Annotated in this window: 12 protein-coding genes and 1 pseudogene; 7 read left to right on the top strand and 6 right to left on the bottom strand. The window is 41.4% G+C overall.

The features are described 5' to 3' along the window. The first annotated feature begins 124 nt into the window (after positions 1 to 124). Both ACM0OZ_RS13365 and ACM0OZ_RS13360 read left to right on the top strand, forming a co-directional pair. The gene (locus ACM0OZ_RS13365; protein WP_414583310.1) at positions 125 to 553 is read left to right on the top strand and encodes a DUF2358 domain-containing protein; all 429 of its coding nucleotides are present in this window, start codon (positions 125 to 127) and stop codon (positions 551 to 553) included. Position 554: 1 nt separating this feature from the next. After that, positions 555 to 1,259, top strand: a complete 705-nt coding sequence (locus ACM0OZ_RS13360; protein WP_414583309.1) for a diacylglycerol/polyprenol kinase family protein — start codon at positions 555 to 557, stop codon at positions 1,257 to 1,259. Here the strand turns inward: ACM0OZ_RS13360 and ACM0OZ_RS13355 are convergent. Together ACM0OZ_RS13355 and ACM0OZ_RS13350 are read right to left on the bottom strand one after the other, a co-directional pair. Then, positions 1,252 to 2,535 carry a sensor histidine kinase gene (locus ACM0OZ_RS13355; RefSeq protein WP_414583308.1) on the bottom strand — a complete coding sequence of 428 codons (1,284 nt, stop codon included), beginning with the start codon at positions 2,533 to 2,535 and terminating at the stop codon, positions 1,252 to 1,254. The genes ACM0OZ_RS13360 and ACM0OZ_RS13355 overlap by 8 nt on opposite strands. Positions 2,536 to 2,651: 116 nt before the next feature. Next, positions 2,652 to 2,813, bottom strand: coding sequence for a hypothetical protein (locus ACM0OZ_RS13350; RefSeq protein ID WP_414583307.1), 162 nt, complete (start codon positions 2,811 to 2,813; stop codon positions 2,652 to 2,654). Positions 2,814 to 3,030: 217 nt separating this feature from the next. Between ACM0OZ_RS13350 and psb34 the strand changes: the two genes are divergently transcribed. From psb34 to ACM0OZ_RS13335, 3 genes are all read left to right on the top strand, one after another. Continuing rightward, on the top strand, positions 3,031 to 3,201 hold the full coding sequence (gene psb34, locus ACM0OZ_RS13345; RefSeq protein ID WP_414583306.1) for a photosystem II assembly protein Psb34: 171 nt from the start codon (positions 3,031 to 3,033) through the stop codon (positions 3,199 to 3,201). Positions 3,202 to 3,398: 197 nt separating this feature from the next. Continuing rightward, positions 3,399 to 3,593, top strand: a complete 195-nt coding sequence (locus ACM0OZ_RS13340; protein WP_414583305.1) for a hypothetical protein — start codon at positions 3,399 to 3,401, stop codon at positions 3,591 to 3,593. A gap of 331 nt (positions 3,594 to 3,924) precedes the next feature. Beyond that, a complete protein-coding gene (locus ACM0OZ_RS13335; protein ID WP_414583304.1) occupies positions 3,925 to 5,310 on the top strand; it encodes a hypothetical protein in 1,386 nt (461 codons plus the stop codon). 297 nt (positions 5,311 to 5,607) lie between these two features. Here ACM0OZ_RS13335 and ACM0OZ_RS13330 read toward each other — a convergent pair. Then, positions 5,608 to 5,790 (bottom strand): annotated as a pseudogene (locus tag ACM0OZ_RS13330) (ISAs1 family transposase); the annotation flags it as partial. 70 nt (positions 5,791 to 5,860) lie between these two features. Further along, complete coding sequence (uvrA, locus tag ACM0OZ_RS13325) at positions 5,861 to 8,761, bottom strand: excinuclease ABC subunit UvrA (RefSeq protein WP_414583340.1); 2,901 nt, start codon at positions 8,759 to 8,761, stop codon at positions 5,861 to 5,863. Between the two features lie 221 nt (positions 8,762 to 8,982). Here uvrA and ACM0OZ_RS13320 point away from each other — a divergent pair, with 221 nt between their 5' ends. Continuing rightward, positions 8,983 to 9,690 carry a Uma2 family endonuclease gene (locus ACM0OZ_RS13320; RefSeq protein ID WP_414583303.1) on the top strand — a complete coding sequence of 236 codons (708 nt, stop codon included), beginning with the start codon at positions 8,983 to 8,985 and terminating at the stop codon, positions 9,688 to 9,690. Positions 9,691 to 9,768: 78 nt separating this feature from the next. Here ACM0OZ_RS13320 and ACM0OZ_RS13315 read toward each other — a convergent pair whose 3' ends face one another. Together ACM0OZ_RS13315 and ACM0OZ_RS13310 are read right to left on the bottom strand one after the other, a co-directional pair. After that, the gene (locus tag ACM0OZ_RS13315) at positions 9,769 to 10,659 is read right to left on the bottom strand and encodes an alpha/beta fold hydrolase (RefSeq protein WP_414583302.1); all 891 of its coding nucleotides are present in this window, start codon (positions 10,657 to 10,659) and stop codon (positions 9,769 to 9,771) included. Between the two features lie 361 nt (positions 10,660 to 11,020). Then, a complete protein-coding gene (locus ACM0OZ_RS13310) occupies positions 11,021 to 12,061 on the bottom strand; it encodes a mechanosensitive ion channel family protein (protein ID WP_414583301.1) in 1,041 nt (346 codons plus the stop codon). Between the two features lie 462 nt (positions 12,062 to 12,523). Here ACM0OZ_RS13310 and ACM0OZ_RS13305 point away from each other — a divergent pair, with 462 nt between their 5' ends. After that, the gene (locus ACM0OZ_RS13305) at positions 12,524 to 13,441 is read left to right on the top strand and encodes a histone deacetylase (protein WP_414583300.1); all 918 of its coding nucleotides are present in this window, start codon (positions 12,524 to 12,526) and stop codon (positions 13,439 to 13,441) included. Positions 13,442 to 13,547: the final 106 nt, after the last annotated feature.

Raw genomic sequence — 13,547 nt, 5'->3', positions numbered from 1 at the left:
AGTAATAGAACTTATTTATCTGTGTCCATCTGTGTCCATCTGTGGTTCATTATTTCTTTGGTGTACCTTACTGGCTTTGGAAACGCTGTAACAGTAACAGAACTCATTTTTTAGGAGCGATCGCGTGGAATATCAATCGCAAGTCGAACGGAACATTGAAACTCTCAAAAAAGATTTGCCAACACTTTTTGAGAAAGATATTTCCTACGACATTTACACGCAGGATATCTACTTTCAAGACCCTGTCAATAAGTTTAAAACAAAATTTAACTATCGCATTATCTTTTGGACTTTACGATTTCATGCTCGATTATTTTTTACAGAAATTTACTTTGATTTACATGATGTCAATCAGTCAGCCGAGGACATCATTTTGGCAAAGTGGACAGTTCGCGGTGTTTTGCGCGTTCCTTGGAAAGCTAAGATATTTTTCAACGGCTACTCGACATACAAACTCAACAAAAATGGTTTAATCTACGAGCATATCGACACTTGGGATCGTAAACCAGGGGAAATTTTACAGCAGTTCTTCCGTAAGGGTGGAGAAAGTTGATATGTTGTCTTTCGCTTTAGGTATTAACCCGTTTTTAGGAAATTTAATAGCAACAGCGCTGACTTTTGTTTATGTGTTTGGGCTGGTAGCACTGTTGAATTTATGTGTAACTAAATTTGGGCTACCGCAAGATATTAGCCGTAAAATTACGCATATTGGTGCTGGATCGCTCATTGGCTTTTTGCCTCTGTACAGCGATTTACATTGGTCGAAGTACTTAAATGTGACGATTTTTGTTGTCTGGGTAGTCCTCCTCGTACAAAAAGGGCTGTTTGCCAAACCAGACGATGAAGCTGTTAATATCATGACCCGTACGGGTGATAGGCGTGAACTCCTCAAAGGTCCGCTTTATTTCGTGATTGTGGCAACTATTTGCGGCACGTTATTGTATAAAAGTTTTCCTGGAATTGTCGCAATGACAACTCTCGGCTGGGGCGATGGTGTTGCACCGATAATTGGCTCTCAATATGGCAAGCTTAAATACCAAATTCTCAGCACGAAAAGTGTGGAAGGAAGCCTCTCGATGTTTGTTTTCGCTTTCGCCGCCAGCGTCTTTTTTGTTTGGCTTATCATCCCAAGTCAACTAAATATTAGCCGAATTTTATTGCTGGCATTTATCGCTACACTTGTTGAAGGATGTAGCCCGAAAGAGGTTGATAATATCCTGATTCCAACAGCGGTAATTCTGGCGGCAAATTTTATTTAATGAAATCCTCAGTACGCTTGATTTGTACCTGCTTTTTTAAAGTAAAAAAGAACGTGCTACCATGACCAATTTCTGATTCCACCCAAACCTTGCCATCATACATTTCTACAATCTTTTTTACTAAAGCTAAACCAATGCCCGTACTGTCAGAGTCTTTATTGTTAGATAATTTTTGGAAGATTTGAAATATTCTTTCAAAATATTGCTTTTCAATTCCTAAACCGTTATCAGCTACACTAAAATGCCAATAATAATTATCTTCAGTACAGTCGATTAGAATCTGACCTTGCGGCTTATCAATAAATTTGATGGCATTACTCAACAAGTTTTGAAAAACTTGTTCTATACGAGTTTTTTGACAGTAAACAATAGGTAATTGATTAACTATCTGTATTTGTATATTTTCACTTGGGCTAAGAAGGTCAATAACATCTGCAACGACTTTATTCAAATTGACTTGGCGACTCTCCTCTTGAAGGCGTCCAACTCTAGAGTATTGTAAAATGCCATCAATTAAGTTATACATTTTCTGAACTCTATTTATCAGGAGATTGACGAATTCTCTACCCTGTTCGTCAAATTTATCAGCGTAATCAGCTAATAGCCACTCTGACAATGAACCAATTCCTCGAAGTGGTGCTTTTAAATCATGGGAAACCACATAAGCAAAATCATTTAATTCTTTATTTGCACTTTCTACTTTTTTGAGCAACTGCGCCATCTTGTCCTGAGAGTGCTGGCGTTGAATAATTTCCTGCTGGAGGTGTTCGTTGGCTTTTGCTAGTTCAGTAGTACGTTGCTTTACGAGTTCTTCTAGACGTTCTTTATACTCTCGCAACTCTTGCTCAACTCGTTTACGCTCAATATTTTCCTCTTGCAAAGCTTTATTTGCCGCTTCAAGCTGTGCTGGGCTGGGGAGAGCAAGTGCTAGAGGAACTAGAGGGATGAGAGTAAGAGCTGTATAAAAAGAAATGATAGCTGTGAAAGCTTTGATAGCCCCTGATAACCAATAAACAGGATGCCAAAGCGTCCACACTTCCATGATGTGTGTTGTGCCACAGGAAATAATAAAGGCTCCAAACAAGAGAAAAATGTTTCTAAATGGCACATCTTTCCGCTTGCGGACAAAATACACCAGCGTCAGCGGTATTGAATAGTAAGAAAGTGCAATTATGACATCTGACAGGATATGCAGCGAAACCAACTCTGGTTTCCATAAATAACAATGCCCATGAGGAATAAAATTTTCTGAGAAAAAATTGTAAAAAAGATCCATCCCAAAACCTCCTACCTCCTGCACACTCGTATACCTGACTATTATGCAAGAGGTAGAAACAAATATGTATTAAGGAGGATGTTTATTAAATTGAAATGATTTGTGTGGGATGAACTTCAACAATTCTTATAGGCAACTACCAGCTTTTCCCATTCTTGGTAAATTGCCTCAGTATCCAGCAACAAGGGAAAAATTGTTTTTAAGCGGTTAATTTCTGCTTCTGCTTGGGCTGGAGTATGTCCCAAACCATTCCTCTGGTTCCAATTTCTGCCATCCATTGTTTAGTACCAAATATTCCATGCCAGTTGCGCTTGGAATCAAACAAGAAAACGCGCGTGATGACGGGTGTGATGGTTATTAGTTTTGAGAATCTCCTTTTCAGATAAGCGGATGTTATGAATGCCATCAGCCTTTTGTTGTCAAGCTATATTGACTATTTGTAACAATATTGTTACAAATATTTACATAAGTTAAAAAAATAAAGAGAAAACAGCTATGTATACCACTGTTAATGAAGACGGTATCCTCAACAACTACGCAACTGAACCAAAAATGTACTATGCTGAGTACCCTGCGATTTGGGAACAACGTAAATATCTTGTACAGGGCGTGTTCGCTTCCTTAATCGTCACTACTCTAGTTTTGGTTGCTTTCAGCGTTAGCTAAAATTTTTAGATTTTGGTGCTAATTGACATTTAGACTTCTCCTAATCGCTTGATTCCCTCGGTTGCTTTCACCGGGGTTTTTTGTTGCCTACCGTTCACACCCTATGCCATCCCCATCTCTATCAAATCCGTAAGTGTCGGGTGGCAAAACTTTGAATTTGCGATGAGAAATATCTGAACACTTTAAATTGCGAGAGTTTGCAGGAATACAAAAATCTGGGTAAGACGGTTCACATTGCTGTTGTTGTAGTATTTTGCTTGGCTTTTGAACTGATCGCCGAAAATCCCACAGCGTTACAGGTTTTTCTTGGTTCCAAAAGGCTATGCGCTGTTTTTTGGCGTTTGCTTCTGCTTGTAGAAACTGGTTTTGGGTATTGGCGCAGCCTTGCCTAATAGTGTTTTTAGCCTTGGGATAGAAATAATAAATATCAAGAATATTGTATTATTTAATACTTTTTTATTTTTGTTTATCAGTATTTAGTTCTTTTTCTAACTTGTTATTAAGTATAAAAGATACTAAAAATATAGAATTTTTTATCTTTATTTATGGAGAAATACGGTATTAGTATGTTAATTATAATTTTAAGAAAAAAAATTAAGCTTTTAAATAACCGTGAATAGTAGTAAGTTTTTAATTCGCTCTTTACTAGGCTTCATTTTAACATTGAGCCTAGTTTTTGTTGGGACTATTAGCTATGCTCAGAATTCAAATTATGAGATTTGGATGAGTGACCAAGGAAATACTCAAGGAATTACAATTACAAATCCTAAAGGCTCTTATGGTGGCAAGGTCAGAATTTATAACAGTAAGGATTTAGAAAAAAATCCACCTATTAATAATCCTTTAGTTTTAGATGTGGGTACTGATTTATTTCCTATGGCTCAACAAACTACAGGAGATAACGTCAACCGAATTCATGGAATTATCCCTGCACCAGATTACAAATATGTGACTCTTAATTTCGTTGCTTCTGGCCATTTAGGGATAGTTGATAGCCAAACAAAAAATCCTATATGTTTATTCCGCACGACTCAAACCAGCACGGGTAGACAGAACCACATGAGTTTTGTTTCTCCTGATGGGTCAAAAATTCTTTTGGCTAACCAAAGCGGAAAAATGCTTGAACGTGTAGACGTAGCCAAAGACAATGAAGGAAAAGTTATAAGCTTTCAATACAATGCCGATGCAAGTTTAGATTTAGTTGGTGGAACAGGTAGGATATTAAGTCAACCGATTGCCGTAGATGTAAATCCCTACGATGATATCTCTTGTACTAAAACAGGTGTAGTATTAGACGGACAATCGACCATCACACCCAACGGGATATCTAAACAGGCTGCTAACATTCGCTTTGATAATACGGTTATTTGCCCCATTATTTCGGATAACAGCCAACACGCCTACACGACATTGGGGGGTGGGGGTATGTTTGTAATTGACATCAATGCTAAGCCGATGCAAATTGTAGCGGAGTATGATGTTAATGTGGTTCGATCTGCTGGTTGTGGGGGTCATTCTGTTAACGGCAGTATGTTCCTCAACACAGGTACACCCGCGCCAAACAACAGTGAATTTACTGTATACCAGTTTACTCAGGATTACTTGTCGGTGCCTGAGTTTAATTTGCCTAATCAACCTTTGCCCATAGCTGTTTGGGCTGACCTTGACAACGGTAAAATTTTACCTGGTAACAATCGTGATGCTCATGGCATGGTAGTTACCTTCGATAAATATTTACATCAGTTTGACCGTGTACGTAACAATGTAGAAGTTTTTAGAGTCGATAAAAAACTTGAATATCAAGGAAGTTACAGTCTGAAAAATTCTGGTGTCTGTAAAAGTACTTTAAACGCAGTAACTGAAGATGATCCAACCCCAGATTTAGCTACAAAAAATTTAAAAGACAAGAGAATTTATGTTGCTTTACGTGGTACTCTGCCTCAATCTGTAGCTCATGCAGCGGTAGGAAGCTGTCCGGGATTAGGAATTATTGATGTAAAGAATAAAAAAGCAGGTCGCCTTACTCACGTTTTACCTACATTTATTGAAAGTGGCGATAATAAAAATAACTTGAGTGACCCTCACGCTGTCATTCTTGTTAAGAATTAACCAATAATATAGCAGGGTAAGTGTATCTTGTTAATAAGCGTGTGCGAATGTCAATAAACCCTCAAAGAGTCGCAATAATACTTGCTGATTGATATTTTTTAGGCGATCGCTTTGATCCTTGGGAAACAAACGAAACGAAAAACTTTAATTATTTGTTCATTTAGAAACCAACCTTTTTGTCAAGACTAATTTAGATACGCTTACCCTACCGTGACTGTTTTCACGAGTATGATAGTCACTCTGATTAAATCCTGGAAAACCTGTAGCAATTGCTCAGCGAAATAACTGTTATACATTTTTATACATATTACTTTGATTTTTTTTTAGTGTGATAATATAATCACCTTGCTTCTGGGTGGTTAATTTGATTATCTCCTTTTGGCATCCCATTGCATCAATTGTGACAATACAACCAGAGATGTCTAAAACTTTTATTAGTTCTGGAATCGCTGTAATTTCGTTGGATTTTTGGTCTACCTGTGCTTTGTCCCATGGCTAAAACTTAGATTTAGGGTGCGTTAGTGAAACGTAACACACCCTATTTTTCATTTTAATTCGCAACAGCTACTGCTGGTACTGCTGGATACTGCTGCAACACCTGCTTGAGATACTGCCCAGTATACGACCTGGGGCTCTGCGCCACCTCCTCTGGCGTACCTACAGCAATCACCTCTCCCCCTTTGTCGCCGCCGTCCGGTCCCAAATCTACCAACCAATCAGCACAACGAATCACATCTAAATTGTGTTCAATCACTAAAATTGAATTGCCTTTATCCACCAAACGTTGCAACACATCTAACAACTTGTGGACATCATAAAAAGATAAACCTGTCGTGGGTTCATCTATTAAATAAAGTGTCTTCCCTGTGGCGCGACGTGATAATTCTGTTGCTAATTTTATCCGTTGTGCTTCTCCACCAGATAAGGTTGTTGCTGGTTGTCCAAGTTGAATATATCCCAACCCCACATCAACTAAAGTTTGCAGTTTAGTCGCTGCTTTGGGAATGTTTGTAAAAAACTCCAAAGCTTCCTCAACCGTCATATTAAGAACATCAGAAATAGACTTGTCTTTGTACTTCACCTGCAACGTTTCGCGGTTATATCTTGCACCTTTACAAACTTCGCACTGTACATAAACATCTGGCAAAAAGTTCATTTCAATGACATTCACACCTTGTCCACTGCAAGCTTCGCAGCGTCCACCTTTGACGTTGAAGGAAAATTGCCCTGCTTTATAACCCCTTGCTTTTGCTTCAATTGTTGCTGTAAAAACTTCTCGAATAATATCGAAAACACCTGTATAAGTCGCTGGGTTAGAACGCGGTGTTCTACCAATAGGTGATTGGTCAATGACAATGGCTTTGTCAACAGTATCCAATCCCTCAATTGCATCTATGTCTTTAGGAAAAGGAACTTTGCGCGTCAGCTGATGTTGCAGTGCGGGGTAGAGTAATTCATTAATCAGGGTAGATTTACCAGAACCAGAAACACCAGTGACAGCAACAAGTTTACCCAAAGGTATTTCTACATCTATATTTCTTAAGTTATTGCGACGGGCATTTTTGATGACTAAACCCCGCCCATTTCCGTCTCTGCGTGCGGCTGGGGTTGTAATCACCTGCCTTCCTGACAAATATGCACCCGTCAGCGACTCTTCCGCTTTCAGCAACGCTTGCAAATCACCTTGGGCAACAATATTTCCGCCATGAATACCCGCATGAGGACCAATATCGACAAGGTAGTCAGCAGCGCGAATGGTTTCTTCATCATGCTCTACCACAATCAACGTATTACCCAAATCCCTTAATTTTGTTAAAGTTTGCAGTAACCGCCCATTATCTCGTTGATGCAAACCAATACTTGGTTCATCCAAGACATACAAAACCCCAGTCAACCCAGAACCAATTTGAGTTGCTAGACGAATTCGTTGCGCTTCTCCACCCGAAAGCGTCATCGCCGGACGGTCAAGCGTCAGGTAATCTAATCCTACATCTAAGAGAAATTGCAATCGCGCTCTAATTTCTCTGAGTACCAAATCGCCTATTTGCAACTGACGTTGGCTCAACTCTAACTTATCAATCCTCTCCCGACACTCTCGAATCGAAGCACCACTCAAATCTAAAATCCGGTACTGTCCCAACCGCACCGCCAACGCCTCCGGTTTTAACCGCTTCCCTTCGCACACCGGACACGGCTGGTCAATCAAATACTGTTCTAACTTTTGCTTAATTAACTCCGAACCGCCATCATACTGCCTTTGCAACATAGGCAGCACCCCTTTAAACCCTTCCTTCTGCTTCTTCTGCGCCTCTTTGGTTCGTTCCTCTGCATATAAAATGACCTCTCGTTGCTCCTCAGTCAACTGACTCCACAGCGTCTGCAACTCAAACCCAAACTCTTGCCCCTGCTTGTACAATAATTCCAAATAATATGAATTATCCTTATCCGACCAAGGAGCAATAGCAGCATACACAGGCGCTTTCGGGTCAGGTACCACCAACTCTGGCGAAAACCTTCTTAAACTTCCAATTCCGTGACAGTGGGGACAAGCACCATAAGGAGAATTAAACGAAAACAAGCGCGGCGATAATTCTTCCATAACCGCCCCGTGTTCCGGACAAGCAAAGTTCTCGGAAAATACCAATTCTGCGGGTAACTCTTGATTGTTTGTATCTTTTATAATTTCAATAACCGCAATTCCACTTGATTGTTTCAAGCAAGTCGCAAGAGAATCGACCAAACGCTCCTGCATACCAGCCTTTTTCACGAGGCGGTCAATCACCACTTCGATTGTATGCGTAACATTTTTATCTAATTCAATCGCATCAGAGAGTTCTCGCACCTCGCCATCCACCCGGATACGCACAAAACCTTGAGAAGCTAAACTTGATAACAGCTTGTTGTGAGTCCCTTTTTTACCCCGGACGACAGGGGCGAGGATTTGAAAGCGGGTGCGATCAGGAAGTTCCAGAATGCGATCGCACATCTGATCGATAGTTTGGGGGGCAATACAGCGATCGCATATCGGACAATGAGGTTCACCCGCCCGTCCAAACAACAGTCGCATATAATCGTAAATCTCCGTCACCGTCCCCACCGTAGAACGGGGGTTATGAGAGGTAGATTTTTGGTCAATGGAAATCGCCGGGCTTAAACCCTCTATCGCCTCCACATCAGGTTTTTCTACCTGTCCTAAGAATTGCCGTGCATAGGCGCTGAGGGATTCTACGTAGCGACGTTGCCCTTCGGCGAAGATGGTGTCAAATGCTAGGGAAGATTTGCCAGAACCAGAAACACCAGTAAAGACAATCAGGCGATCGCGTGGCAGTTCTAAATCAATATTCTTGAGATTATGCTGCCTAGCACCTCGAATGCGGATTGTATTTTGGTTGTTGTTGGAGTTAGGAAGATGTCCATTTAAGGATGCGGCTATCTGCTGGCTATTTGACATATGGGTGAACTGAGAGAAAGCGGCGGGGGCGAAACAGTTCTTAATATTATCATTGTCGCCCTTACCATAGTAGAACAATCGTACTGTTATAGGTGGTGATTGTACCTTCTGCTGTTGGGGGAATTGCCCTTGTCCCCAGAGGCGACCTGAGATAAGTAGTTGAAGGCGATTACCCACAGTTATGCTAGGTTTATCGATGGCATTGATGAGGCAGTCTTACCATGCTAGCCAGTGCAGCCACTTATGAAATTACTTGGGAAAAGTTACCAGATGATTTTGTTTTAGATGACGAGCCAGTGGATAACATTAATCAGCCACTATTAGCTGCGGCTTTAACAGAAAGCTTAGAACTGGCGGTCAGATTACCAGCCAACGCCTTAACCATAACTAACTACGGCATCTGTGCCACTTTAAATAACAAAATCGTGGTTAAAGCTCCTGATTGGGGATTTGTACCTTCTATTCTCGTGCCACGAGAAGAGGTTAAGCGTAGTTATACTCCACAACTCCAAGGCGATTTTCCAGTCATCGTAATGGAATTTCTTTCGGACACTGAAGGTGGAGAATACTCTAGCAAACCAACCTATCCACCTGGGAAATGGTTTTATTATGAGCAAGTTTTAAAAGTTCCCAACTACGCCGTTTTTGAACCAGAAACGGGAGTCTTAGAAGTCTATCAGCTAGATAATTCTGGGCACTATCAACTTCAAACACCAGATGAAAATAACCGTTACTGGATTGCTCAAATGAACTTGTTTTTGGGTATATGGCAGGGAAGCCGAGAAAATCGAACGGGTTATTGGTTGCGTTGGTGGGACGAACGTGGGGAACTCTTGCTATGGGGTTCGGAGTTAGCAGCAAAGGAACGGCAACGGGCAGAACGATTGGCAGCTCAACTGCGATCACTGGGAGTAGAACCAGACGTTTGAGGACGTGGTGAAAGGCAATTGCTTTCTCTTTCTTGTTCTTTCCCCCCTTAAAAAGTCAGGGGGAAAGATCGTCAGTTTTTAACGAGATGCTAGCCAGTCTACAATTTGTTGATTTACAACATCTGGCACTTCATCGTGGGGACAGTGTCCAGCACCTGGAATTGGGACAATTTGGATATCTTTCCCATTTTCCCCCGCTTTTTCGTAAATTTTTGCCCCGGTGATTGGTGTCCAAGGGTCATCAGCACCCCAAATGACTAATAACGGGCGCTCGACTTTGGGCAAGAGTTCCACTGGAGAAGGACCAGGAGGCGCAGTGAGGATAGAGGCAAAAACTTGTTGCGCTCCTGGGTCACAAGAAGGAGCATAAAGTAAATCTACCAATTCATCAGTGACGGCTTCCCGGTTGCGGTAAACCTGGTATAGGGTACGGCGAATTTGGGCTTTTTGGCGGACGCGGTTAAAGACGAATCCTCCTGCAAGGGGCGATCGCACCAATGAGTTAAAAGCTCCCATTGCGATGCGTAACGGCGGGTTCAGTTCGTGTGGTCGATGACTCAAACCACCAGCACAGTTAATCAAAACACCACCAGCAGATATTTCTGGATGTTGCGCCACCACCATTAAGCTCAGAAGTCCGCCGATGGAGTTACCTATAAATATCGCAGGCTCTTGAATGTGTGCTTTGCAAAAATCCTTGAGCAGTTCCACCCACACTTCCACAGTGTAATTTAACGGTGGCTTATCGGAACCTCCAAACCCCAAAAGGTCAAGAGCAAAGACCTGATAACCAGCTGCTGCTAAAACAGGGATATTTTTCCGCCAATGTCCAATGGAAGCACCAAAACCGTGAACCAGTACTAGGGGGCGTCCAGTACCCATGACAGTGTACTGAATTTTGTAACTTTGCCAAGTCCAAAAGAGTTTTTCAAAGGTAGCCGTTGGTAGCTGCTGGATACTTACAGTCATTGATTAAGATTCTTAAAGTGTGTCCTCATACAGTCATTTTCTCTAATTTCAGAGAATTAGGCACAAAATGCTATTGTTGAACCAGTCCCAGTCGGGTTAAGGTCTCTGCCCTAAGACGCTTTCTCCCAAGGAAGGGTCTACGAAGATGGCAAGCTTAAAATTAATGTACTGCGAGAAGGCAAGTATGTTGAATCCCAGACTAGTCCTACATTCCCTAATGTAGAAGTTATTAAGATTATTCCACGGTTTATGCAACGTGCCGTCATAGGTTGGTGTCAGTCAGACTCTAGAAGAACTTGAGGTATTTGCTAGAGGTGGTGATAGTTAAAAACAGGATGTATTTTAATGCGTCCCAACTTAATTATTCCAGCGTCATCGCTCCATTTTTGCTTCCATCATGTTGCACATAAATATCTCTGGTTGGGAAGGGAATTTTAATTCCTTCTTTCTGATAGCGTTTGTGCAGTTTCTTAATAAATAAATGTCTAGCCATGCGTTGGTCAAAAAATTCATTGACTCGCATATAAAGCGTAAAATTTATACTAAAATCAGCAAATTCATGAAATCTTATATAGGGTTCATTTGCTATTAATTCAGGAGCAATTTCCTGCATAACCTCCTTAGCAACCTTTACAGTCACTCTTTCAACTTGCTCAAGGTCGCTATCGTAGCCAACTCCTACAGTCATCGTTAATGTGATTTCCTTAACTGGGAGATGATAGTTAGTGAAAATAGCGGAAGCTAGCTTAGAATTTGGTACTATTATGACGTTATTAGAAAGCTCTTTTATAGTCGTATTGCGCCATGTTATATCTGTAACGTAACCCTCATGATTTCCATCAGCTAGTTTAACGTAATCTCCTGTTCTGACTTGCTTGGAAATAATTAAATAAAAACCAGAAAACAAATTTGCTAGTGTATCTTGAAGTGCTAAACCAACTGCTATACCACCAATTCCCAACGTTGTCAGTATTGGTGTAATTTCAATTCCTAGCGTCTGCAATAGGATTAATGTTCCCAAAACCAAAACAGCAGTTTTGGCAACATTAGAAAGTAGTGATGCCGAAAGACCATTAGTTCTGCGAAAAAATAAATTGACAAACCCAGCAGTTAGTCTGGCAAAGACGACAGTAACTGTATATAAAAAAGCGCCAGTAATAATTTTTTGCAGTAATACCGCAACATTTGGCTCAGGATGGTAACTAATAACTGCACTATAAAACCCGCCAAGCAGACACCAAAAGAAGGGCATACGGTTCAGGGAGCGAAATATAATTTCACTTCCCGGAAGTTTTCTGCTAGCAACAAATTTTTTCAGTCTTGTGAAGATAATTTTTTCACTTATGATTCCACCAAACAAGCCTGCCAGGATAAATACAATTGGCAAAATCCAATGCATCATAAAAATTTTTTATTTTAGATTTTGGATTTGAGATTCACGGAATTTCTAGTATAAGACTCCACGGCAAAAGATACCAGAATCGCAGCTACAAGCAATAATGCGACGAAGTGATAAAAAACCTGTACATAGATGTTTCGCCCTGTTCAACAAAATTCTACCTGGAGAATTCTCTAAGCAGTTGCTTGAGATTTTCTGGAGTTAGGGTAACTTTTCCCTCTAACTTTGGGTAACATCCTTGTTGCCAGATAGTTTTCTGTTCCATGATTCAGTGAAAAGCGCTCTCGGCTTGTTTGCTATTCTCCCCTGTTTGGTTTGGTGGTTCAACAAAACTTGGGTGAATCTGTGTCGGTTAAACCTCTAAACAGACGTATAAAATGGCTAATTTGTTCCCGGGTTCGCAAAAAGTAGGAACGAGAAAATCTTTCTTGGCGTACTTGGCACCTTGGCGGTTCAATAAATAACATGGACTTGCCAATTGTTTACCATCCTGATTACGTTGCCCCACTACCCGAAGGTCATCGCTTCCCGATGCCAAAATTTAGGCAACTCTACGAACTGCTACTAGCAGATGGCGTCGCGCAAAAAGAACAATTTCACACGCCTACACGCCCACCACAAGAGTTGATAGAGTTAGTTCACACCCCAGAGTACGTTCAAGCTTACTGTGAGGGCACTCTCGATGCCAAAGCACAGCGGCGCATTGGATTACCCTGGAGCCCAGCACTGGTGAATCGTACCTGTGTAGCTGTAGGCGGTACAATTCTCACCGCGCAACTCGCACTAAAGCACGGTTTGGCTTGCAATACCGCAGGCGGTACTCATCATGCTTTTCCCAGTTATGGATCTGGTTTTTGTATTTTCAATGATTTGGCGATCGCCTCCCGCGTCCTACAAAAACTCGGACTTGTCCAAAAAATCCTAATTGTGGACTTGGATGTCCATCAAGGGGATGGCACCGCTTTCATCTTCCAAGACGACGACAGTGTTTTCACTTTCTCCATGCACTGCGAAGTCAATTTTCCTGGCACAAAGCAACAAAGCGATTTGGATGTTCCCTTGCCTGTGGGAATGGAAGATGACGCCTATCTGCAAACTTTAGCAAATTTTTTACCACATTTACTTTCAAATGTCAAGCCAGATATCATTTTCTACGATGCTGGTGTTGATCCCCATATAGGCGATCGCCTGGGAAAATTAGCCCTAACCGATACAGGCATCTTCCGTCGTGAGATGCAGGTTTTGAGTACCTGTGTTGCCGCCGGATACCCCGTCGGTTGCGTCATTGGCGGCGGTTATGCTGATGATATGAAGTCTCTTGTTTATCGTCACTCTCTGGTGCATCGCGCTGCCAGTCAAGTTTATCAGCAATACGGACTTTGATATAGTAGAACTCTTGCATGCAGTCATTTTTTTTGAAATTAAACCACCGATGTAGACGCCGGAGGCGGTGAGACAGCGCTGCAGGAGGGTTTCCCGACCTAGGCTA

Origin of the sequence: Scytonema sp. PCC 10023 (assembly GCF_963920835.1) — a bacterium.
In the GTDB taxonomy this organism is placed as follows: Bacteria; Cyanobacteriota; Cyanobacteriia; order Cyanobacteriales; family Nostocaceae; genus Kalymmatonema.
Note: the sequence above shows the minus strand (reverse complement) of the source record. Positions and strands in the feature narration are given on the sequence as shown.